The following is a 22,616-nucleotide window of genomic DNA, read 5'->3' on the forward strand; positions in this document are numbered from 1 at the left end:
ACACTACCTACCCGCCGACGAAAGTAGAACCTGTTCCAGTCGGTGGCATGAGAACGAGCACCAAGTTGCTGACCAGGAACTCTCGCAGCATCGGGACCCGTGTCATCCACCAGCCCCATCGCGGGTGGTAACGAGGGAAGGCGGCCAGCAGCGCACCCGTGCCTTGGGCCCATCGCAGGCCGTCGGCCGCCGACACCGCGAACAACGACGAGCCGTAGTTGTTCTTCGGTGCATGGCCGTGCTTGCGGGTGTAGCGCGCGGCCGCGCGGGCCCCGCCCAGGTAGTGCCAGAGCCCGGTCTCGTGGCCGCCGAACGGGCCCAGCCACACCGTGTACGAGAGCACCGCCAACCCACCCGGCCGGGTGACCCGCAGCATCTCAGCGCCCAGCCGCCACGGGTCACGCACATGCTCGGCGACATTGGACGACAGGCAGATGTCGACGCTGGCGTCGGCGAAGGGCAGCGCCATGCCGGAAGCGCGGAGATACGTCGCGCCGCCGCGGTCGGTCGCGGGGCCTGTGTGCGCCTCGGCGGGGTCGGGCTCCACCCCGATGTAGTGCATTCCGGCGTCGGCGAAGGCCGCCGCGAAGTAACCGGGTCCACCGCCCACGTCGACCACCGTGCGACCCTCCGGCGCGGTGCCGTGCACGCCGCGCCACAGGTCGACGATCATGGTCGCGGTGTCGCGGGCCAGCGCCCCGTAGAAGCGTGCGGGATCGTGTTGCTCGAACCGGAACTCGCTGAGCAGCCTGATCGACCGTGCCAGCGTCGCGCGCCGGGCCCAGACATCGGTGACGGCCATCCGACCGACGATATCCAGCCGCTACGCTGGCACGGATGTCCGACCGTCGCGTTCGCTCCGTGTTGCTGCTGTGTTGGCGCGATACCGGTCATCCGCAGGGCGGCGGCAGCGAGGCCTATCTGCAGCGCATCGGGTCGCAACTGGCCGAGTCGGGCGTGGCGGTGACGCTGCGGACGGCGCATTACCCCGGTGCCGCGCGGCGCGAGACGGTCGACGGCGTGCGGATCAGCCGTGGCGGTGGCCGCTACACCGTCTACATCTGGGCCGGGTTGGCGATGGTGCTGGCCCGCATCGGGCTCGGCCCGCTGCGCAAGGTCAGGCCCGATGTGGTGATCGACACCCAGAACGGCATCCCGTTCCTCGCGCGGCTGGCCTACGGCCGGCGCGTCGCGGTGCTCGTGCACCACTGCCACCGTGAGCAGTGGCCGGTGGCGGGCCCGGTGATGGGGCGGGTCGGCTGGTTCGTCGAATCGAAGCTGTCGCCGCGGATGCACCGCCGCAACCAGTACGTCACCGTCTCGCTGCCCTCGGCGCGGGACCTGACCGGCCTCGGGGTCGACCCGGGCCGGATCGCGGTGGTGCGCAACGGTTTGGACGAGGCACCGCCGCACACGCTCAATGTGCCGCGCTCCGAAGCACCTCGCATCGCGGTGCTGTCACGGCTGGTGCCGCACAAACAGATCGAGGACGCGCTGGACGCGATCGCCGAGCTGCGCACGCGGATACCCGACGTGCACATGGACATCCTCGGCGGCGGCTGGTGGAAGCAGCGGCTCGTCGACCACGCCGCGCTGCTCGGCATCTCCGACGCGGTGACGTTCCACGGCCACGTCGACGACGACGCCAAACACCATGTGCTGCAACGATGCTGGGTACACGTGCTGCCGTCGCGCAAAGAGGGCTGGGCGTTGGCGGTCACCGAAGCGGGCCAGCACGCGGTGCCCACGATCGGCTACCGGTCCTCCGGCGGCCTGACCGATTCGATCATCGACGGCGTCACCGGGCTGCTGGTCGACGACCACGACGAGCTGGTCGACGGTCTCGAACAGCTGCTGTCCGATCAGGTGTTGCGCGAACAGCTGGGCGCCAAGGCCCAGGCCCGCAGCGGTGAGTTCTCCTGGCGGCAGAGCGCCGACGCGATGCGGGTCGTGCTCGACTCGATGCACGCGGGCACCTACGTCAGCGGTGTGGTCTGACGCGGCGCGCCCACGTCACGGTCATTCCCGCCAACCCCGCCAGCAGCGCCGCGAGCCAGCCGAGGTGCGCGGCCAGCACCAACCCCCGGCCCGGCGCCTGCTGCTGGTCGCCGCCCACCCGGTAGAGCGTCAGGTCCTCGTCCCGATGGACGACGGGCAAGTCCGATAAAGCCGGCGCAGAGCCGGATTCGACGACGACCCAGCCGACGCCGACCTGTGCCAACTCGTCGCGGGACGCGCCGCGCAGCAGCATGTCCTGCACGTGCCGGGCGCGTCGGCCCTCGCCGGGAACCGTCTGGCCGCCGATGTTCAGGTCCCCGGTCGACAACACGTCGGCGCGCACCCAGCGCGGCAGAGGGTCCAGCACCGGCGCCTCCCCGGCCCAGCCGAACTGTCGCATGCTGTCGACCGGCAGCACCGCGACCGGACGGGGGTCGGCGTTGATGATCGCCGCCACGGTCGCCCAGCCCGGCGGGTACTGCACCGCGACCACCTTGCCGCCGACACCCCACGCCAGGTCCGGCTGGGTGGCGATCAGCGCCGCGCAGCACACCAACGCGGTCGCCGCGGCGGGCAGCCATCGTCGCAACGTACTCACCGCCGCCGCAGCGGCAAGCGCGTAGGCAGGCATCGCCAACGCCACCCACTTCTGCGCGTCACGCACCACTCCGAGGCCCGGCAGCGCACGGATCGTCGCCTCGACCACCGCCAACCCGGGCCCGGTCGCCATCAGCGCGGGCACCACGACCGCGACGGCGGCCAGCACCAGCAGCGGCACCGCGACCGGACGCCGGATCAGCACAGGAACGCCCAGCGCCACAACCAACAGCAGCACCGTCGTCGCCACCGCTGCGAAAACCGTTGTGCGCGAATCAGGTACGGCCTGAGCGTTCCAGATGCCGCCGAGCCCGGCGAGGCTGAGCAACGTACCCAGCCCCGGCTCGGCGCGCGCGGCGAACGCCGACGTCCCCGCGGCTTGCGACGAGGCCAACGAACCGGCCACCGCCGCCGCCACCAACCACGGCAGCGCGACCAGAGCCGCGATGCCCACGCTGAGCGTCGCGCACAGCCAGCGCGGCCACCCCGCGCCGGGTGCGAACACGCACGCAAGCGCGACCGCCGCCGCCAGCAGCAGCCCGGTCGGCGTCAGCCCGGCCAGCGCGATCCAGAACAACAGCGCCCACACCGCGCCTCGGGACGGCGACGTGCGCAGCCGCAGCATCGTCGTCGCCACCCACGGCAGACAGCCGTAGCCCACGAGCAGGCTCCAGTGCCCCTGCAGAAGGCGTTCGGCGACATACGGGTTCCACACCGCCACCGTCACCGCAACGCACTGGCCGGCCGGTCCCGAGGCCAGCACGTGCGCCGCCAGCCGGGCCGCGCCCCAACCGGCGAGCCACAGCCCGGCGACCAACAACGCCTTGACGACCACGCCGCCGTCGAGCACCGCCGAGGTGATCGCGACAAAGAAGTCCTGCGGCAGCGCGCGGGGCGCCGCCTCGCCGAGGCCGAGCGCGAAATCCGACAGATAGGAGCGCGGCGTCGACACCGCGTCGCGCAGCAGCAGATAACCCGGCGCCAACAGCGGTGCGGTCAGCGCGATGGACAGCGCCAGCGCATATCCCGGGACCATCAGCGCCCGCGCGGGCGCACCGAAACGCGGGGTCAGACCGGTCTGTCCGGAGGTAGGTCGGTCGGGCGGGGTGCGGGCAGCTTCTCGGTCTGGGCTTCGGCGCCGGGCACGGGTTCACCGGAGGGGCCGCGCGTCCCGAAGAAGCGATCGGACTCGTCGAGACCTGGGTCGATCAGCACGGACTCGGCGCGCAGGCTGAACGATCCGAGCAGCGCGCCGCCGACCAGGAACACCAGCCCCATTGCGGTGAACGTGATCGGCAGGATGCGGCCCCACAGCGCCACCCGGTCGCGTTCGTCGCGCGCGCCGGCGACCTGGGATTCGACCGTCTCCTCGTTGAAGGTGACCTTGTAGTCCACGAACGTCACCTCGGGTTCGAGCGGTTCGCGCGCGTAGTACTGGTAGCCGTGCTCTTCGCGCTTGACGACGGTTCCCGACACCGGGTCCACCCAGAACGTGCGCTGGGCGGCGTAGAAGCGAGACATCGTGATCGATTCTTCGGGCTCGCCGGGCACCCCCCACATCGCCGCGGTGGCGGTGACCTCGGCATCGGCCTCGTCGTCGAACAGCGACGAGTACCGGACCGGCTCGACGAGCTTGCCGTTGGCGTCGTAGCCGACGTTCTGGCTGAAGCGGTAGGTGGTCAGGCCGTTGACGTCTTCCTCGCCGTCGTAGTTGGCGTCGAACGCCTTCTGTGCGATCGGGTCGAAGACGGGATAGGTCTTCTTCTCGGTGCTGAACGGGAACCGGTAGGCCAGCCCCTCATGGGGCAGCGCGATGTTGGTCGGCGGCTGATCGTCTTCGATGGCGCGCGGCTTCTGCAGGGCGCCGCCGGGGTTGCTTTCGCTGGACACGGCCTCGGCGGTGTGCCGGTTGACGGTGACCGTGTCGACCATCGCCAGCAGCAGACCGGTGTCTTGCTGTTTGTCGGTGCGGCGCAGCGTGGTGCCGACCTGCAGGGTGACGACGTCGGCGTTGGACGGGGACTCCACCGTCATCTGCTGCTGTTGCACCATCGGCACGTCGCGGTCGACACGAAACGTCGGCTCGTTGAGGGAGGCCGGGTCGAATGCGGTTCCGGTACCGTCGCTGACTAGCGTGGCATCCAGATCCAACGGGATTTTCGCGATCTTGCCCTCGGTGTAGGTCGACAGCAACAGCGCGGCGATCAGCAGGGCAGCGCCGAGCCCCATGATCCCGCATGCCGCGATTCGCAGCGCCACTGCGCGGTTCAAACCGTGCCTCCTTCACTGCGGCCACCCGCAAACCCGTTCGACATTAACAGCCCGGTTTAAGGTCGTCGCTTACTACGACCGCATCCGATGGCCATCGAGCGACGCCCCATTTTCGACCATTTCCCGTCGACGCGGCACACTGGTCGCCGTGACGGAATCCTCCGGGGTCGGCGGAACGCGGAGCTTTCTGCCCGCGGTCGAGGGCATGAGAGCCTGCGCCGCAATGGGTGTGGTGGTCACCCACGTCGCCTTTCAGACCGGTCACACCGGCGGGGTCGCCGGGCGGTTGTTCGGCCGGTTCGACCTCGCGGTGGCGGTGTTCTTCGCGATCTCGGGATTTCTGCTCTGGCGTGGGCACGCCGCGGCGGCCCGCGGGCTGCGGCCGACCCCGCCGACCGGGCACTACCTGCGGTCGCGGGTGGTGCGCATCATGCCGGGCTATCTGGTGGCCGTGGCGGTCATCCTGCTGCTGCTACCCGACGCCAAGGCCGACCTCACGGTGTGGCTCGCGAACCTGACGCTGACCCAGATCTATGTGCCGTTGACGCTGACCGCCGGGCTCACCCAGATGTGGAGCCTGTCCGTGGAGATGGCCTTCTACCTGGTGCTGCCGCTGCTGGCGTTGACGGCCCGATGGGTGCCGGTGCGTGCCCGCATCCCTGTGATCGCGACGGCGGCGGTCGCCAGCCTGGCGTGGGGGTTGATCCCGTTCGACGCGCCGTACGGCGTCAACCCGCTGAACTGGCCGCCTGCCTTCTTCTCGTGGTTCGCCGCGGGCATGCTGCTGGCCGAGCTGACCGTGACCCCGATCGGATGGGCGCACCGGCTGGCGCGGCGCCGGGTGCTGATGGCCGTCGTCGCGGTGGCGGCCTTCCTGGTGGCGGCCTCCCCGGTCGCGGGCCCCGAGGGGCTCACGCCGGGCACCGTCGAGCAGTTCGTCGTGAAGACCGCGATGGGTGCGGTGGTGGCGGCGGCGTTGATGGCGCCGCTGGTGCTGGACCGGCCCGACACCCCGCATCGGCTGCTGGGCAGCGAACCGATGGTGACCCTGGGCCGCTGGTCCTACGGGCTGTTCATCTGGCACCTGGCCGCGCTGGCGATGGTGTTTCCCGTCATCGGCGAGTTCGCGTTCAACGGGCACATGCCGGTGGTGCTGGCGCTGACGTTGGTGTTCGGCTTCGCGATCGCTGCGGTCAGCTATGCGCTCGTCGAGTCGCCGTGTCGAGAGGCGTTGCGACGCTGGGAATTCCGCCGCCAACGTCCGGTGCCGCCGCTGGATTCCTCGGTGGACAGCGTGCCGGAGCCTGTCGCTCGCTAGGCCTGCAGCACTAAGGGGTTGATCGCACGCGCCTGATGCGAGTAATCAACCCGTTAAGCGTGCCCCGGCCGATCGCGCGTTAGCCGGCCTGCATCGCGCGTCGCTTGATGACCTCGTCGCGCACCGCGGAGCGGCGGGCCTTGCCGGCGTCGTCGCGCAGCGGGAAATCGGTGAACTCGACGCTGCGGGGCAGCTTGTAGCGCTCGATGCGCGCGCGAAGGAACTCGATGACGTCGGCTTCGTCGAGCCCGTCGGCATGGACGATCGCGTGCGGTACCTGCCCGAGGTCGCCGGTGTCGTCGGGAACCCCGACCACCAAGCAGGACAACACCTTCGGGTGGGCGGACAACGCCGACTCGATCTCCGCGGGGTAGACGTTGCGGCCGCCGACGGTGAACATGTCGACGCGACGGTCGTTGAGGTACAGAAACCCGTCTTCGTCGAAGTAGCCGAGGTCGCCGAGCGAGTCCCAGCCGTCACGGCTCTTCGCCGTCGCGCCGATGTAGCGGTAGGTCGGCGCGCTGCCGGGGGAGGGGCGCATGTAGATCTCGCCGACCGCTCCCGGCGGGCACTCGTTACCCTCGTCGTCGAGCACCTTCATCTCGCCGGCGACGACGACGCCGACCGACCCGCGGTGCGCCAGCCACTGCTCTCCGGAGATGAACGTCAACGCTTGAAGTTCGGTGCCGCCGTAGAGCTCCCAGAGCACCTCGGGTCCAAGCAGGTCGATCCACGCCTGCTTGACCGCCGGCGGGCACGGCGCACCCACATGCCAGAACCGCCGGATCGACGACAGTTCGTAGGCGTCGGGATCGGCCCGGTACACCGGCAACAGGCGCTGCATGATCGTCGGCACCGTCGCCAGATACGTCACGCGGTACTCGGTGACCAACCGGAGGAACTCGTGCGGCTCAAATCGCGGCATCAACACCAGGTGGTGTCCCTGCACGAGACCGATCGCCAACGTGGTGAACCCCGTGTTGTGGCTCAACGGCACCGAGAACAGGTTGACGTCCCCCTCCTGCGAGCCGAGCGCATAGCCCGCCAGCGCCGGAAAGCGGCTGTCACCGCCTGCCTCGATCAACTTCGGCCGGCCGGTGCTGCCGCCGGACGCCATGGCCTTCAGCACCGGCGACACCGCCTCGGGCAGTGGCGCGTCCGAGGGCGGCGGGTCCGGGGTGAAATCCGCAGGCACACTGGGTATCTTCCCGCTCGGGTCGGCACGGCCGACGATCAGCGCCCGCGGCCGCAGGTCGAGCAGCCCGGTCAACTCGGCGTCGGGCAGCTGCGGGGACAATGGTTGCGGGATCGCGCCGAGCTTCCACGTCGCCAACACCGCCTCGACCCACTCGATCGAGTTGGGCAGCACGACGGTCACGTAATCGCCTTGGCGCACACCGAGTTCGGCGTACGCCCGGGCCAGCCGGTTGGTCGACAGGTCCAGCTCTCGGCGGGTGAGCGTGCGGTCTTGGCAGGTGACCGCCGGGGCGTCGGGCGCCTGTTGGGCCAACAGCGACGCCTGGGTGCTGATCGGTGGAATCTGGGCTGTCATGTCAGTAGTCGCCGGTGGCCTCGAAGATCCGCCGCGGGTTGTCGACGAGCATCGTGGTGAGTTGTTCGTCGGTGACACCACGCTGTTTCAGCGCAGGGATGACGTCGTGGTGGATGTGCAGGTAGTGCCAGTTCGGCATGACAGCGGGCACAACCTCTTCCGGCAACCAGTCGATGAAGCAGGACGCGTCGTGGGAGAGCACCATCTTGTCGGCGTGGCCGCGCTCGCACATCTGGGCGACCGTGTTCACCCGGTCCTCGAACGGCAGGAACACGTCGACGCCGAACCGGTCCATGCCGATGTAGGAGCCGTTGCCGATCAGCTCCTCCAGGTAGCTCAGGTCGGTGGTGTCGCCGGAATGACCGATGACGACGCGCGACAGGTCGACGCCCTCCTCGGCGAAGATGCGCTGCTGCTCGAGGCCGCGCCGGGTGGCGGCGTGGGTGTGCGTCGAGATCGGCGCCCCGGTCTGGCGGTGCGCCTTGGCCACCGCGCGCAGCACTCGTTCGACCCCCGGCGTCACGCCGGGCTCGTCGGTGGCGCACTTGAGGATCGCCGCCTTGACGCCGGTGTCGGCGATGCCGACCTCAATGTCGCGGACGAACATCTCGACCATCGGCTCGACGTCTCCCAGCAGCCCCCCGGGCTCGGTGAAGTGGAAATACATCGGGACGTCGTTGTAGGTGTACACGCCGGTCGCGACGACGATGTTGACCTCGGTGGCGGCGGCGATGCGCGCGATGCGCGGGATGTAGCGACCCATCCCGATCACGGTGAGGTCGACGATGCTGTCCACACCGTTGGCTTTCAGCTCGTTGAGCCGGGCGATCGCGTCGGCTTCGCGCTTGGCCTCGTCGCCCCATACCTCCGGATAGTTGGCGGTGATGTCCGGGGACAGGACGAAGACATGCTCGTGCATGAGCGTCACACCGAGATCGGTGGTCTCGATGGCTCCCTTGACTGTGTTGACCTGAGGCACCCAGCCGATGCTAGGACGTTTTCCTGCCAATTCCTGCCGAACGTTCCTTACCGCTCGAAAATCGGCGGCGATTTCGAGCGGTAAGGAACGTTCGGCGCCGCCTCGGGTGCACCCTCGGGTGCAGTCACGTGCGGGCCGACGGCCGACGCCGCGACCATCGCCAGCGAGATCAGGGCGAGGAACTGCACTCCCGCCGAGTGGCCGACATATCCGTCGACCGAGCGCCAGGGGTTCTGGCTGAGCACCGCGCCCGCCAGGATCAGCCCACCGGCGGCGCCCCCGACGGTGACGGCGTCGCAGAGCTTTTCACGGTTATCCAGCAGATGTCGCAACAGCAGCGCCGCGCCGACCATCACCGCGCCGGCCACCCCGGACACCAGCACGCCGACGCCCAGCACGGCGACGGATACGGCCACTCGGCCGGGCCGCCGCACCCGCGGCGGTTCATCGTGTGCCGGGCGCCTGCGCGCGGGCAGGAAGGCAAGCAGCGCGAGCACGGGTAGTAACGCCAGGCCGCCGATCAGGCCGGCGCGGTAGAAGGTGTTGGAGCCGAACGTGAGCGTGACGGCGCCCGCGGTGTCCGCAGGCAGTACCCAGCCCTGTTGCCAGCCGTTGACGGTGACCGGCGTCAGCACCGCTCCGTCGGCGCTCCGCGCGGTCCAGCCCGGGTTGACGCTCTCGGGCACCACAAGCACCCGCGAGTGCGGCGCCGACGTCACGGTCACTTCGCGGTGATCGGCGCTCCACGTGCCGGTCTGCGCGGGTACCGCGTCGGCCGGACGCACCGCGGGGGCCAGCGGCCCGGCCAGCTGCACGCCGTCGACGACGAACGCCTCACCCGGGCTGATCACCAGCTCCTGCTGGCCCGCGGGCAGCTCGATGGGCGCGTCCTGGCATGGGCGGGCGGCCACCGGTTCGCCGTCGAGCAGTGCACCGACCGTCGTAGTGGCCGAGGTTTGCACGAACTGCCCGGCAACACCGATGATCGGTCCACTGCCACAAGGTAATTCGATGGTGCGCAGCCGGTTGCGGGCGGCGTCGGCCGCCGCGATGGGGGCGCCGTCGGCGTCGAGCGCGACGACCTCGGCCAGGCCGGGAGGCTTGAGCTGATCGAATCCGAGCGCGGTGCGGTCGATGATGTCGTCCCAGTCCAGGATCGACAGCGTGACGGTATCGGTGACGCGGGGCGTGAGCTCGAGGGTCTGCGTGCCGGCGTCCCCGGCCAGCCGCCGCACCTGCGGTCCGTCCCCGAGGTCGACCGCGACCAGCGTCGGGTTGGCGGGCAACACGGAGGAACTCGGTGTGACCTCGAGCGCCGACACCTCGCCGGGACGCGGCAGCTTCAGCGTCAACGTGGGCGGCGTCTTGTGCTGCACCACCGATTGCGGTGCGGTCCAGGCGGTTTCGGAGTCGCCGTCGGTGGCGGCGTAGGCCGACCCGAGCACGTCGAGCACGTCGGCGTCACCCATCGCCCGGATGCTGCCGGGCGCGCTGATCAAGTCGGCGAGGTTCGGGCCTTGCCGGGCGCGCACCCACACCGTCGGCGTCACCGAGATCGGTTCGGGCACAGTCAGTGTCCTACTCAGGCTCACCGGCTCTTCCGGGGCCAGCGACATGCTCGCCGCGCACCGCACACCGTTCGGGCTCTGCGCGCAGCCCGGCCTGCCCAACAGCTCGGCACCCAGATCCCACTGGGCCACAGTCGAACCCGTGGGCGGCCCGGGTACGTCGACGGTACGCCGCAGGTTGATGGGATGGGCGAAACCGTTGGCGTCGTACTGGGTGACTGCGAAGTCGGTGATCCCGAACTGCACGCCGGGGGACCCGTCCTCGGTGCCCACCGCGGTGATCCGCACCCACGGCGACTCCCCGTAGGGCAGCGCCGCGGTGAGCAACTTGCCGGGTTCCTCGACCCGCAGGGTGCTGGTGCCGTTGACGGTGGACACCTCGATACGGTCGATCTGGGCGCCGACGGCCGTGGCGCTCGGCGTGATCGTGATGGTGGCGTTGGTGACCGGGTGGTCGAAATCGACCTGCAGCCACTGGCCGATCGCCGACTGCAGCGCGTTGGACACCCAGGCCGTCGACGAGTCGGCGTCGATCGCGGAGGCGGGCCCGGTCGCCGGTGCGACGTGGGGCAGCGCGGTGGAATCGGCGGCCGAGCTCGACACCGAGATCCGCCCACCGGTCCACTGGCCGTAGATGACGTCGGCGCCGGGAACGGGATAGTCGATCACGCGGTTGAAGGTGCGTCGCGGATCGTCGCGGGTGCGGATCGCCGAGGAATGGTCGTCGACGCGGCCGTAGTCGATCTCGCGGGCCAGCGGGGTGTCGGTGACCGTGACGACCGGGACGGGTAAGCCGGCGCGTTCGGCGTCGGCGGTCAGCAGCATCGGGCCCAGCGGCGGTTGGCCGAGAAGCCGGCGGCGTTCGTCGAGGCGCAACAACGCCTCCGGGGCGCCGTTCACCCGGGCCATCGCGTCGGTGTCGACCAGGTAGGGCACGACGGGCATGGCGGCGTCGACACGGTAGATCTCCACGGCCGGATAGCGGGGGCGCAGCCCGCTGTCGGTGACGAACCCGGCCAGCATGCCCGGGCCCACCGGATCGCCGAACTGCGCGACCTTCGTCAGGCCCGGTGAACCCTCGACGGCGCGGTGCACCAACACCGGGCGCGCCGACCGAGACGTCTCCGGGTCCAGGTCGTTGCGCACCACCACATACGAAATCCCTTGCCGGGCAAGAGTATCAGCGAGCCCGGCAGATGGGCGTCCTGCGGCGAAGAGGCGCTGCACGGAATCGAGCGCGCGGATGGTCTGCGGCGGGGTCAGCGGTATCGAGTCGCGCACCCCCCACGGGCTCTCGCCGAGGACCTGCAGCGGTTCGTCGTGGCTGTTGCCCCACACCTGGGTGGCGAACGGGGCGCCGGGGGCCACCAGCACCCGGCCCTCGGTGTTGTGTTCGTCGAGCCACGCGGCGGTCTCGTGCCAGTACGACGGGATCGCGTCGAAGGCCCCCGGCGGGGCCAGTCGCCCCGTCCAGGCCAGCGACGTTGCGGCGGCCAGGGCGGTCAGCACGACGACGCCGACGGCGACCCGTTTGTCCCGTTCGGGGTGGGCCAGCGCGGTCCTCCACTGCTCCCGCGGTGCGCTGCCCGGCAGCGGGATACGGCCGAGCAGGTGAGCCAGCCCCAGCGCCAGCGGCAGGCGCAGCAGCGGTTCGAGCTTGTGCAGGTTGCGCAGCGGTGTCCCGGTGTCGTCGAGGAATGCCTGAACATAGTGCGCCACAGGCGATCCCAGGCCGCCGGAGTATCCGGCCGCCAGCAGCACGACCCCGATCAACAGGATGGTGATGAGTCGCCCCCGCGCGGGCATAGTCCGCATCGCCAACCCGGCCAGCCCGGCGGCGGCCACCAACGTCGTCGCCAGCACCGCGACCGAACCGGTCACCAGCGACGCACCCGCCGTCGCGTTCGGCGCGACGAACGGTGTCCACATGTCCGTGCCGCGCAGCATCTCCGTCAACGACATCCAGCGGGTCGTGACGCCGGAGGACTCGATGTAGTCCAGGAACGGTGGGCTGATCCGGCCGAGCAGCAGCAGCGCCACCGCCCACCACGTCACCGCCAGCGCGATGCCAAGCGCCCACCACGCGGTGAAGCGCCACCAGCGCCGGTTCGGCCGGTGACACGCCAGCCAGATCACCGCCGCCAGGCAGCCCGTCAGCGTCGCCACCGCGTTGACGGCGCCCATCAACGCGATCGCGACCGCCGATCGCGCGGCCAGCACCCGGACCCGCGGATCCCCCTGGCCTTCCCCCACCCCTCCGGTCCCACCCGGGGCTTTCCCCACCCCTTCGGTCCCACCCTGGGCTTTCCCCACCCCTTCGGTCCCACCCTGGGCTTTCCCCACCCCTTCGGCCCCGCCCTGGGTTTCCCCCACCCCCCCGGGCCCGCCCCCGGGTTTCCGTTTCCCCCACCCCTCCGGCCCCGCCCTGGAACGCCAGGATCACCGGCAGCAACACCCACGGCGCCAGCATCATCGGCAGCGTCTCCGACGAGATCGCGCCCAGCGTGGTGAGGACCCGCGGCGACAGCGCGAACGCGACCGCGGCGATGATCCGCGAGGTCCGGCTGCCGATGCCGAGGGCCTCGGCGACGCGCAGCAGCCCCCAGAACCCGGCGACCAACAGCAGCGCCCACCACAGCCGCTGCGTCACCCAGCCGGGAACGCCGAGCAGGTCCCCGGCCAGAAAGAAACTGCCGTGGGGAAAGAGGTAGCCGTACGCCTGGTTCTGCGCCTGCCCGAACGGCAGCTCGCTGTTCCACAGGTTGAACGCTCGCGCCAGAAACCGCAGCGGGTTGGCGGTGAGGTCCAGCTTGGTGTCGGGTGAGATCTGTCCGGGGGACTGGGCGAACGTCAGGATCAGCGCCGCCGCAGCGGCCACCCACAACCAGCGCCGCGGAAGCGGCGTGACCCTAGCTTCGGTCGCCGTATTCAACCCTGTTGAGCACCGACGACGCCGGATCGCCCGCCTGCAGCGGAGGCTTCGTGTCCTGCTGCACCATCAGCGTCACCCCGAATACGGCCGCCGCGCCGAGCAGCAGACCGACGACAATGCTGGCGCCGGCGGGCACGAGGAACCGATCCATGCGGCCAAAACTAGCACGGCACGCGGCGCGGCCACGTCTGCTGCTGATGTGCGCGGTTGCCGTCCGCTAGTGTCGAGGCCCATGGCCGTGTCCCGCGCGTTGTGCGCAGTTGTGGCGATGTCGGGTCTCGTGCTGGCCTGCTCGCCTGCCGAGCCGCCCGCCCCGCCCTCGAGCGCGGCCCCGTCCAGCGTGGTCACGCAGCACAAGGGCGAGGTGCCCGCCGCACCGCCACCCCCGGCCTGCGGAGACGCCGAAACGATGCTGGCCGCCATGTCGACGCGCGACAAGCTCGCGCAGCTGCTGATGGTCGGGGTCTCCAACGCCGCCGACGCCAGGGCCGTCGTCGACAACCACCACGTCGGCGGCGTCATGATCGGCAGCTGGACCGACCTGTCGATGCTGACCGATGGGTCGCTCACCGAGATCGCCGCCTCTGCCGGCCCGCTGCCGCTGGCGGTCAGCGTCGACGAGGAAGGCGGCCGGGTGTCGCGGCTGGCCCCGCTGATCGGCACGCAGCCGTCGGCGCGGGTGCTGGCGCAGACGCAAACCCCCGAGCAGGTGTACGAGATCGCCCGCACCCGCGGGCAGGCCATGCGCAACCTGGGCATCACCGTCGACTTCGCACCGGTCGTCGACGTCTCCGACGCCGCCGACAGCACCGTGATAGGCGACCGGTCCTTCGGTTCGGACCCGGCCACCGTCACCGACTACGCCGGTGCCTACGCGCGCGGCCTGCGCGACGCGGGCGTGCTGCCGGTGCTCAAGCACTTCCCCGGCCACGGACGCGGCTCGGGCGACTCACACACCGGCAGCGTCACCTCCCCGCCGATCGCCGAGCTGCAGGAAGTCGATCTGGTGCCGTACCGCACCCTGGCGGGCCAGGCGCCGGTCGGCGTGATGGTGGGCCACCTGCAGGTACCGGGGCTGACCGGCAGCGATCCGGCCAGCTTGAGTCCGGCGGTCTACGGGCTGCTGCGCTCCGGCGGCTACGGCGGCCCGCCGTTCAACGGGCCGGTGTTCACCGACGACCTGTCGGGGATGCAGGCGATCTCCAACCAGTTCGGGGTGCCCGAGGCGGTGCTGCGCGGGCTGCAGGCCGGCGCCGACGTGGCCCTTTGGGTGAGCAGCGGTGAGGTGCCCTCGGTGCTCGACCGGCTGGAGAAGGCCGTCGATGCCGGTGAGCTGTCGATGTCCGGGGTCGACGCCGCGGTACTGCGGATCGCCGGGTTCAAGGGCCCGTCGCCACGCTGCGGCGGCTGACGCGCGCGTCATTGCTTACTCTTGACCAATGGCCGGAGGCACCAAACGTCTACCTCGCGCGGTGCGCGAGCAGCAGATGCTGGACGCCGCCGTCCAGATTTTCTCGGTGAACGGCTACCACGAGACCTCGATGGACGCCATCGCCGCGGAGGCGCAGATCTCCAAGCCGATGCTGTACCTGTACTACGGCTCCAAGGAGGAGTTGTTCGCCGCGTGCCTCGACCGTGAGCTGTCCCGGTTCATCGACGAGGTGCGTCGCCAGATCGACTTCAAGCAGAGCCCCAAGGACCTGCTGCGCAACGCCGTGCGGGCGTTCCTGACCTACATCGACACCAACCGGGCCTCGTGGATGGTGCTGTACAACCAGGCGACCAGCAGCCAGGCGTTCGCCCACACCGTGCGCGAGGGCCGCGAACGCATCATCGACCTCGTCGGGCGGCTGCTGACCTCCGGAACCCGCAACCCCGATCCCGACACCGACTTCGACATGATGGCCGTCGCGCTGGTGGGCGCCGGTGAGGCGGTGGCCACGCGGGTCAGCACCGGGGACGCCGACGTCGACGAAGCCGCCGAGCTGTTGATCAACCTGTTCTGGCGCGGCCTGAAGGGCGCCCCGGCAGATCACTCAGCGGAGCACTCAGCCGATCACCCGGCAGAGCACTCAGCCGACCACCCGGCAGAGCACTCAGCCGACCACGGGCCGCCGGCCGGGACCATCGAGACTGCGGCTGGATCGCAGAATTAGCTCAAATCGCGATCTGTGCGCGGTCTCGATTGACGACACACCTACAGCGAGCGGACCGTGCCCGTCAGATGCGGGTCGCCCTTGGACAGGTGCCGCAACGTCAGGTCCCAGCCGTCTGCCACCCGCTCGACGTAGAGGCCGGCGCTGGCCGGCAGCACCACCGGCTTGGCGAAGCGCACCGAATACTTCACCGCATCCGGAAGCTGGCCTTCGATGTTCGCCAGAACCGCTGCGGCGGTGAACATTCCGTGCGCGATCACCGTGGGGAAGCCGAACAGCTTCGCCGCGATCGGATTGGTGTGGATCGGGTTGTGGTCCCCGCCGACCGACGCGTACTGCCGAATCTGGCCGGGCGTGATGCGCAGCACCGCATTCGGCGGTCCCGGCTTCGGCTGCTTCTGCGGCGGCGGCTTCGGCTCGTCGGACAGGCTTGTGCGCTGCTGGTGCAGAAACGTCGTGACCTGATGCCACGCCTGCTCGTTGCCGACGTTGACGTCGGTCACGATGTCGACGAGCAACCCGCGCCGATGCTCACGCAGGTTCTCGGCATGCACCCGCACCGACACCGTGTCGGTGACCGCGATCGGCCGGTACTGGGTGATGTGGTTCTCGATGTGCACCGAACCCATTGCCGCGAAAGGGAAATCGAAACTGGTGACCAGCGCCATCACGGTCGGGAACGTCAACGTGAACGGATACGTCAGCGGCACCGCGTCACCGAACCGCAGCCCGGTGACGTTCGCATACGCCGCGACGTTCGCAGGATCGATGCTCACGTCGTCGACGGTCAGCGTGCGCTCGGGCAGCTTGTCGCCGCGCGGCACGAACGGCAGCGCGCCGGCCGCCGCGCGCACCAGGTTCAGCACCCCGGACGGTTGCGTCACGTCAGGCCCCCAACCATGCTTGCCCGCACACCCGGATCGTATTGCCTGTGACGGCGTTTGACGCCGGGCTGGCGAAGTAGGCGATTGTCTCGGCGACGTCGACCGGCTTACCGCCCTGATGCAGCGCATTGAGCCGACGCGCCACCTCCCGGGTCGCCACCGGCATCGCATCGGTCATCTTGGTCTCGATGAAGCCGGGTGCGACGGCATTGACGGTGATCCCCTTGTCGGCGTACGTCTCGGACAGCGCGTCGGTCAACCCGATCATGCCGGCCTTGGTGGCCGCATAGTTGGTCTGCCCGCGGTTGCCCGCGATGCCGGCCATCGACGAGAGCCCGACCACCCGGCCGCCGTCGCCGATCGTCCCGTTGCCCACCAGACCTTCGGTAAGGCGAAGCGGCGCAAGGAGGTTCACCGCGATGACGGAATCCCAGCGGGCCTCGTCCATGTTGACCAGCAGCTTGTCGCGGGTGATGCCGGCGTTGTTGACCAGGATGTCGGCGCGGCCCCCGAAGTCGGAGTAGTGCTCCCGCAGGTGCTCGGTGATCTTGTCGACGGCGTCGTCGGCGGTCACGTCGAGTGTCAGCGCGGTGCCGCCCACCTTCGTCGCGGTGATTCCGAGCGGCTCGGCGGCGGCCTCGACGTCGATGCACAGCACCCGCGCGCCGTCGCGGCTGAACACCTCGGCGATCGTCGCGCCGATGCCGCGCGCCGCCCCGGTCACGATCGCGACCTTGCCGACCAACGGCTTGTCCCAGTCGGACGGCGGCGAGGAATCGGCCGCGCCGACCCGGAACACCTGCCCGCCCACGTAGGCCGACTTGCCCGACAGGATGAACCGCAGCGTCGACTCCAGCCCCGTCGCGCCCGGCTTGGCGGCCGGGGACAGGTACACCAGGTTCACCGTCGCGCCCCGCCGCATCTCCTTGCCCAGCGAGCGGGTGAAGCCCTCCAGCGCGCGCTGCGCGATGCGTTCGTGGTCGCTGCCTGCCTCCTCGGGGGTGGTGCCGACAACGACGACGCGGCCCGAGGAGCCCACATTGCGCAGCACCGGGGTGAAGAACTTGTACAGCTCCTTCAACCCGGTCGGGTCGGTGATACCGGTGGCGTCGAACACCAGCCCGCCGAACGAGTCGGCCCAGCGGCCGCCGAGGTTGTTGGACACCACCTCGTAGTCCTCGGTCAGCGCGGTGCGCATCGGCTCGACAACGCGACCGTCACCGCCGATGAGCAGCGTGCCGGCCAGCGGGGGTTTGCCCGGCTCGTACCGGCGCAACGTCTCGGGCTGGGGAATGCCGAGCTGCTTGGCGAGGAACGATCCGGGCCCTGAATGCACGATTTGCGAATACAGATCGGTAGCCATGAGAACGAACTTACTCCAGAGTAAGAAGGGTGGGTACTATGGGTTCATGGCTAGTGATACCCAGCGACGGGTCGCCATCCTCGGCGGCAACCGAATTCCCTTCGCTCGATCGGACGGCGCGTACGCGAACGCCTCCAACCAGGACATGTTCACCGCGGCGCTGGGTGGGCTGATCGACCGGTTCAACCTGGCCGGCGAGAAACTCGGGGCCGTCATCGGCGGCGCCGTGCTCAAGCACAGCCGCGACTTCAACCTGATGCGCGAATGCGTGCTCGGCAGCGCGCTGTCGTCCTACACCCCGGCGTTCGACCTGCAGCAGGCCTGCGGCACCGGGCTGCAGGCCACGATCGCGGCGGCCGACGGCATCGCCGCCGGGCGTTACGACGTCGCCGCGGCCGGGGGCGTGGACACCACCTCCGATGCCCCGATCGCGTTCGGCAACGATCTGCGGCGGGTGCTGCTGGGTCTGCGCCGGTCCAAGTCCAACTTTGAACGGCTCAAGCTGGTCGGCAAGCTGCCCGCCTCCATCGGCGTGGAGATCCCGGTCAACAGCGAACCCCGCACCGGCATGTCGATGGGTGAGCACGCCGCCGTCACCGCCAAGGAGATGGGCATCAAGCGCACCGACCAGGATGAGCTCGCCGCCGCCAGCCACCGCAACATGGCCGCCGCCTACGACCGCGGCTTCTTCGACGACCTGGTCACCCCGTTTCTGGGGCTGTACCGCGACAACAACCTCCGCCCCGACTCGACGGCGGAGAAGCTCGCCAAGCTCAAGCCGGTGTTCGGCGCCAAGGCGGGCGACGCGACGATGACGGCAGGCAACTCGACCCCGCTGACCGACGGCGCGTCGGTCGCGCTGCTCGCGACGCCGGAGTGGGCCGCCGAGCGCGGTATCGAACCGATGGCCTACTGGGTCGACGGGGAGACCGCGGCGGTCGACTACGTCAACGGCCGCGACGGCCTGCTGATGGCGCCGACGTATGCGGTGCCGCGGCTTCTGGCCCGAAACAACCTGTCGCTGCAGGATTTCGACTTCTACGAGATCCACGAGGCGTTCGCGTCAGTGGTGCTCGCGCACCTGCAGGCCTGGGAGTCCGAGGAGTACTGCAAGGAGCGGCTCGGCCTGGACAAGGCGCTGGGCAGCATCGATCGCTCGAAGCTCAACGTCAACGGCTCCTCGATCGCCGCGGGCCATCCCTTCGCCGCCACCGGCGGGCGCATCGTCGCGCAGATGGCCAAGCAGCTGAGCGAGAAGAAGAAGGAGACCGGCCAGCCGGTGCGCGGCCTGATCTCCATCTGCGCTGCCGGCGGCCAGGGCGTCGCCGCGATCCTCGAGGCTTGATGGTTCAGAAGATTTTTCGTAGGGCTGTAACGGTCCGGTCAGGTCGATCGATAGTCCTGGTAGCTCCGTATTGCCGTCTGACCCCCCGACCCGATGGCAGTACGGAGCTCTTAACTTTGACGCCCTCCGTCGACGTGCATAACGGCGGAAAAGGCCCCTGGTGCGATGCCAGACGGAGGCGTACGATCGACCGCACGACGGGTTCGGGAGTGACTGATCCGAAGAGCCGGCAAGGGTTGAAAGCCGGTCGCGCGAGACTAAGAGCGGCGCACCTGAATGTCCTCCCGAACCCGCCCTTTTTGTGCGACTGGTTTGTGTGACGGCGTTGCGACGGTGTGGCTGGCCACACCCCAAATTGGCCGGGCAGCACCATCGAATCGCCCGCCGACCTCGACCACCATGGTTCGCGTGACAACGACTACAAACGCCGCCCTGCCTGACTGGACACGCACGTTGCTCGTCCCACTGCGAGCGCCGGCCTGGCGGGTCTACTTGTACTTCGTGCTGATCGGCGTGCTCGCGGTCGTCGCGGTGGCGTTCCTCTTCGCCGCGGGTCTGGCGTCGGGACTGCTGATCATCACGCTGGTCGGAATACCGCTGCTCGCCCTCGTGGTGATGAGCGGGCGCGCGTGGAACCGGCTGTATCGCTCACTCGCCCGCATGATCGACGTCGACATCGACGTCCCGCCGCGGTTCCGCCGGCCCCGGGGCCGACTGCCCACCGTCGCCGCGGCCCTCACGGACGCGGTGGGCTGGCGCAGCCTCGGCTTCCTCGCGGGGCAGGCCGTGATCATGACGCCCCTCGGCTACGTCGTAATCCTCGGGGTGGTCGTCTCGGCGGTGCTGGTGGCATCGCCGGTGGTATGGCTGGCGCTCGGCGAACCTTTCATCACGTTGGGGCAGCCGGTCGATTCGCTGGACATGTACCTTTTGTTCTGCGTCGGCGGTGTGCTCGGGCTGTACGTGTTGGGTTGGGTGATGATCGGCCTGAGCCGCGCGCATGCGCTGCTCGCCCGTGCGTTGTTGGGACCGACCGACCGGGAGCGTCGGGTGCTCCAGTTGGAGCGGAACCGCGCGGAGGTCGTCGACGACTCCGCCACCACCTTGCAGCGGGTCGAACGCGATCTGCACGACGGCACCCAAGCGCGGTTGATCACCGTCGCGATGGCCTTGGCCCGTGCGGACGAACACCTCGCATCGGCTGACTTCACCGGTGCTCGCGAACTGGTCACCGACGCCTTGGCGAACACCAAGGACACGCTGACGGAACTTCGCGACCTGATTCGCGGAATCCGCCCGCCCGCTTTGGATCTGGGGCTGGGCCCGGCGGTGCAGACGCTGGCGGCGCGCAACGTGATCCCCGTCGACGTCTCGGTCGACCTGCCGGTGCGGCCGTCCATCGGGGTGGAGACCATGGCGTACTTCTGCGTCGCGGAGCTGCTCGCCAACGTGTCGCGGCACTCCGGCGCCGACCGCGCCGCCGTGACGATTCACAGCGACGACGGTGAGCTACGAATCACCGTGGAAGACAACGGCGCCGGCGGTGTGCAGGAGGGCAACGGGTCCGGGTTGACCGGCCTGAGGGCACGGCTGGCGATGCTGGACGGGACGCTGGGCATCGACAGCCCGCCCGGCGGGCCGACGACCATCACCGTGTTGGTTCCCACCGGAGCCCCGCAGTGACGCGGCTCGTCATCGCCGAGGACAGCGCGATCCTGCGCGACGGCATGGCTCAACTGCTCACCGCACGGGGCCACCAGGTGGTGGCCAGAGTGGGCGACGCCGACGATCTCATGCGGGCGGTGGGCACGCACCAGCCGGACGTCGCGATCATCGACATCCGCATGCCGCCCACCTTCACCGACGAGGGTCTGATCGCCGCGGTGTCGCTGCGCCGGTCGAACCCCGATGTCGGGTTGATGGTCTTCTCCCAATGGGTGGAGACGCGCTATGCGGCCGAGTTGCTCGCCGGCAACCCGGCCGGTGTCGGGTATCTGCTCAAGGACCGTGTCACCGATGTCGGCGAGTTCGACGCCGCGCTGCGCCGGGTGGCCGGCGGCGGCACCGCCCTCGACCCGGAGGTGGTACGTCAACTGATGGGCAGCAGCCGAGACAAGTCCGCGTTGGACCGCCTGACCCCACGCGAGCACGAGGTGTTGGCGCTGATGGCCGAAGGGCATTCCAACAGCGGTCTGGCACAACAACTCTCGATCACCGAACGAGCTGTCGAAAAGCACGTCTCGGCGGTCTTCGCCAAGCTCGACCTGCCGCCCTCCCCGACCCACCACCGGCGCGTGCTGGCGGTGGTGGCCTACCTGAACGCTTGATGGGCCGCCGGTGGCTGGACCCTATTCGGTGCCGCGGACACCGCCGGTACGGCCGTTGCCGATCTTGACCCGCGGTGTCGAGCTACTACCGGCGTCTCTGCTCGTCGCCGCGCGGCTGCCGCCGTTGCGCGCACCGGCAGGCGAGCTGGTGGTGGGCGAGCTCGTGGCGGGCGATTCGGTGAACGTGGAATCCGATCGGCTGTTCGAGGTGCCGGACAGGCGCGGGGCGCTGCGGCGGGTGTCCGGTTGCGCCGATGTGTCGGTGAAAGACTCATCTGCCGCGGCCTGCACGGCCGGTGCCTGGTTCCCGGTCGGGCGGGCCACCGAGTAGCTACTGCCGACCGACCGTTTCGGCCCGGTGATGGGCGGCAGGTACACCGGTGGATTCCCGGTGGCGTATGCCTCGGCCCAGCTCAGCACGTTCTGGGTGTAGGCCATCGAGTTGTTGTAGCGCAGTACCGCGGTGATCAGCTGGGACCGATCGCGCAGGTTCAGTCCACCGCTGCACAGGTAGCGGGCCGCGGCCACGGTGGAGTCGAAGAGGTTCTGCGGTTCGGCCTCACCGTCGCCGTTCCCGTCTGCGGCGAAGTGCGTCCAGGTGCTGGGCAGGAACTGCATGGGACCCATCGCACGCGCATACACCGTGCGGCCGTTGAAGCGGCCCGCGAGGATGATCTCGTTGCCGGGCAGTGAGCCGTCGAGCGTCGGGCCGAAGATGGGATCGACGGCCGTGCCGCGGTCGTCGGTCCTGCCGCCGAACGCGTGCCGCGATTCGACCTGGCCGATCCCGGCCAGCAGGTTCCAGCTGACGCCGCAGTCCGGCATGGCTCGCGCCATCACGCCGTCGGCGTTGCGGTACGCCGTCAGGGCGATCGCGGGAATGTTCACGACGCCCGGTGAGCTGACAGCGGCGGGCGGCGGCGGCCCGACCACGTGTGACACGGGCGAAGGGGCGCCCGCCGACGGCGCCGCGGCCAACGGGGTGTCCGTGACGAATGGCTGTGGCGCGACGGCGGCCAGCGGTTGCACACCCGTGTTGTCGTGGACCGCGACGAGCAGGCTCGGCGCCGTCGCGACCGCACTGGTCAGCAGCATCCTGGCGATCACGTCCATCCCGGCCGCCGGGCCGCGCACGGCTCGGCGGACACGGCGGCGAACCCGTTGCATGGTTGTACGAGCCCGAGCGTTGCCCCCTGTCAGCACTGGCCTCGTCCTCGTCGTCGCAGCATCGCGCCGAACAAGCGGATCCGTTGCCGCTGCCGGCGGCCCCAATCATAGGTTCTGGCGGTCGGCCGCGGTTCAGCGCACGCAAATGGCCCCCGGGAA

At 69.7% G+C, this 22,616-nt stretch carries 17 protein-coding genes and 1 pseudogene; 7 read left to right on the plus strand and 11 right to left on the minus strand.

The genetic code is table 11. The features are described 5' to 3' along the window. Positions 1 to 7: 7 nt before the first annotated feature. On the minus strand, positions 8 to 802 hold the full coding sequence (locus MELE44368_RS21955; RefSeq protein ID WP_128110451.1) for a methyltransferase domain-containing protein: 795 nt from the start codon (positions 800 to 802) through the stop codon (positions 8 to 10). A 35-nt stretch (positions 803 to 837) separates the two neighbouring features. On the opposite strand from MELE44368_RS21955, the gene MELE44368_RS21960 reads away from it, so the two are divergent. Beyond that, complete coding sequence (locus tag MELE44368_RS21960) at positions 838 to 1,998, plus strand: glycosyltransferase family 4 protein (protein ID WP_128110452.1); 1,161 nt, start codon at positions 838 to 840, stop codon at positions 1,996 to 1,998. Here the strand turns inward: MELE44368_RS21960 and MELE44368_RS21965 are convergent. Both MELE44368_RS21965 and MELE44368_RS21970 read right to left on the minus strand, forming a co-directional pair. Then, positions 1,982 to 3,631, minus strand: a complete 1,650-nt coding sequence (locus MELE44368_RS21965) for an MmpA family trehalose lipid delivery protein (protein WP_128110453.1) — start codon at positions 3,629 to 3,631, stop codon at positions 1,982 to 1,984. The genes MELE44368_RS21960 and MELE44368_RS21965 overlap by 17 nt on opposite strands. 32 nt (positions 3,632 to 3,663) lie before the next feature. Then, the gene (locus MELE44368_RS21970; RefSeq protein ID WP_128110454.1) at positions 3,664 to 4,866 is read right to left on the minus strand and encodes a cell envelope lipid trafficking protein PgfA; all 1,203 of its coding nucleotides are present in this window, start codon (positions 4,864 to 4,866) and stop codon (positions 3,664 to 3,666) included. Between the two features lie 205 nt (positions 4,867 to 5,071). On the opposite strand from MELE44368_RS21970, the gene MELE44368_RS21975 reads away from it, so the two are divergent. After that, entirely contained in the window at positions 5,072 to 6,184 is a 1,113-nt protein-coding gene (locus tag MELE44368_RS21975) for an acyltransferase family protein (protein ID WP_206613837.1), read from the plus strand. A 79-nt stretch (positions 6,185 to 6,263) separates the two neighbouring features. Here MELE44368_RS21975 and MELE44368_RS21980 read toward each other — a convergent pair whose 3' ends face one another. From MELE44368_RS21980 to MELE44368_RS22000, 5 genes and pseudogenes are all read right to left on the minus strand, one after another. Beyond that, positions 6,264 to 7,736: an AMP-binding protein gene (locus MELE44368_RS21980; RefSeq protein ID WP_128110456.1), complete on the minus strand. Its 1,473-nt coding sequence runs from the start codon at positions 7,734 to 7,736 to the stop codon at positions 6,264 to 6,266. A gap of 1 nt (position 7,737) precedes the next feature. After that, positions 7,738 to 8,715 (minus strand): phosphotriesterase family protein, encoded by a 978-nt coding sequence (locus MELE44368_RS21985; RefSeq protein WP_128110457.1) that lies wholly within the window; start codon positions 8,713 to 8,715, stop codon positions 7,738 to 7,740. Between the two features lie 47 nt (positions 8,716 to 8,762). Then, positions 8,763 to 12,566: an alpha-(1->3)-arabinofuranosyltransferase domain-containing protein gene (locus tag MELE44368_RS21990; protein WP_241566725.1), complete on the minus strand. Its 3,804-nt coding sequence runs from the start codon at positions 12,564 to 12,566 to the stop codon at positions 8,763 to 8,765. A gap of 97 nt (positions 12,567 to 12,663) precedes the next feature. Next, positions 12,664 to 13,215 (minus strand): annotated as a pseudogene (locus MELE44368_RS21995) (alpha-(1->3)-arabinofuranosyltransferase domain-containing protein); the annotation flags it as partial. Next, entirely contained in the window at positions 13,193 to 13,366 is a 174-nt protein-coding gene (locus tag MELE44368_RS22000) for a DUF2613 domain-containing protein (protein ID WP_064890250.1), read from the minus strand. The gene MELE44368_RS22000 and the pseudogene MELE44368_RS21995, both read right to left, overlap by 23 nt. An 81-nt stretch (positions 13,367 to 13,447) precedes the next feature. Here MELE44368_RS22000 and MELE44368_RS22005 point away from each other — a divergent pair, with 81 nt between their 5' ends. Beyond that, positions 13,448 to 14,626 (plus strand): glycoside hydrolase family 3 N-terminal domain-containing protein, encoded by a 1,179-nt coding sequence (locus MELE44368_RS22005; RefSeq protein ID WP_164890198.1) that lies wholly within the window; start codon positions 13,448 to 13,450, stop codon positions 14,624 to 14,626. Positions 14,627 to 14,654: 28 nt separating this feature from the next. Continuing rightward, positions 14,655 to 15,371 carry a TetR/AcrR family transcriptional regulator gene (locus tag MELE44368_RS22010; RefSeq protein WP_241566726.1) on the plus strand — a complete coding sequence of 239 codons (717 nt, stop codon included), beginning with the start codon at positions 14,655 to 14,657 and terminating at the stop codon, positions 15,369 to 15,371. A 41-nt stretch (positions 15,372 to 15,412) separates the two neighbouring features. Here MELE44368_RS22010 and MELE44368_RS22015 read toward each other — a convergent pair whose 3' ends face one another. Together MELE44368_RS22015 and MELE44368_RS22020 are read right to left on the minus strand one after the other, a co-directional pair. After that, on the minus strand, positions 15,413 to 16,255 hold the full coding sequence (locus tag MELE44368_RS22015) for a MaoC/PaaZ C-terminal domain-containing protein (protein WP_128110459.1): 843 nt from the start codon (positions 16,253 to 16,255) through the stop codon (positions 15,413 to 15,415). Position 16,256: 1 nt separating this feature from the next. Continuing rightward, positions 16,257 to 17,618 (minus strand): 3-oxoacyl-ACP reductase, encoded by a 1,362-nt coding sequence (locus MELE44368_RS22020; RefSeq protein ID WP_128110460.1) that lies wholly within the window; start codon positions 17,616 to 17,618, stop codon positions 16,257 to 16,259. A gap of 46 nt (positions 17,619 to 17,664) precedes the next feature. On the opposite strand from MELE44368_RS22020, the gene MELE44368_RS22025 reads away from it, so the two are divergent. From MELE44368_RS22025 to MELE44368_RS22035, 3 genes are all read left to right on the plus strand, one after another. Then, a complete protein-coding gene (locus MELE44368_RS22025) occupies positions 17,665 to 18,963 on the plus strand; it encodes an acetyl-CoA C-acetyltransferase (protein ID WP_064890324.1) in 1,299 nt (432 codons plus the stop codon). A gap of 399 nt (positions 18,964 to 19,362) precedes the next feature. Next, entirely contained in the window at positions 19,363 to 20,646 is a 1,284-nt protein-coding gene (locus MELE44368_RS22030; RefSeq protein ID WP_083043155.1) for a sensor histidine kinase, read from the plus strand. Further along, positions 20,643 to 21,290, plus strand: coding sequence for a LuxR C-terminal-related transcriptional regulator (locus tag MELE44368_RS22035; protein ID WP_046750544.1), 648 nt, complete (start codon positions 20,643 to 20,645; stop codon positions 21,288 to 21,290). Before MELE44368_RS22030 ends, MELE44368_RS22035 begins: the two co-directional genes overlap by 4 nt. Positions 21,291 to 21,311: 21 nt before the next feature. On the opposite strand, the gene MELE44368_RS22040 is transcribed toward MELE44368_RS22035, so the two are convergent. Next, positions 21,312 to 22,457, minus strand: coding sequence for a lytic murein transglycosylase (locus MELE44368_RS22040; protein ID WP_083043156.1), 1,146 nt, complete (start codon positions 22,455 to 22,457; stop codon positions 21,312 to 21,314). Positions 22,458 to 22,616 lie beyond the last annotated feature (159 nt).

It is taken from the genome of Mycolicibacterium elephantis DSM 44368 (assembly GCF_004014805.1).
In the GTDB taxonomy this organism is placed as follows: Bacteria; Actinomycetota; Actinomycetes; order Mycobacteriales; family Mycobacteriaceae; genus Mycobacterium; species Mycobacterium elephantis.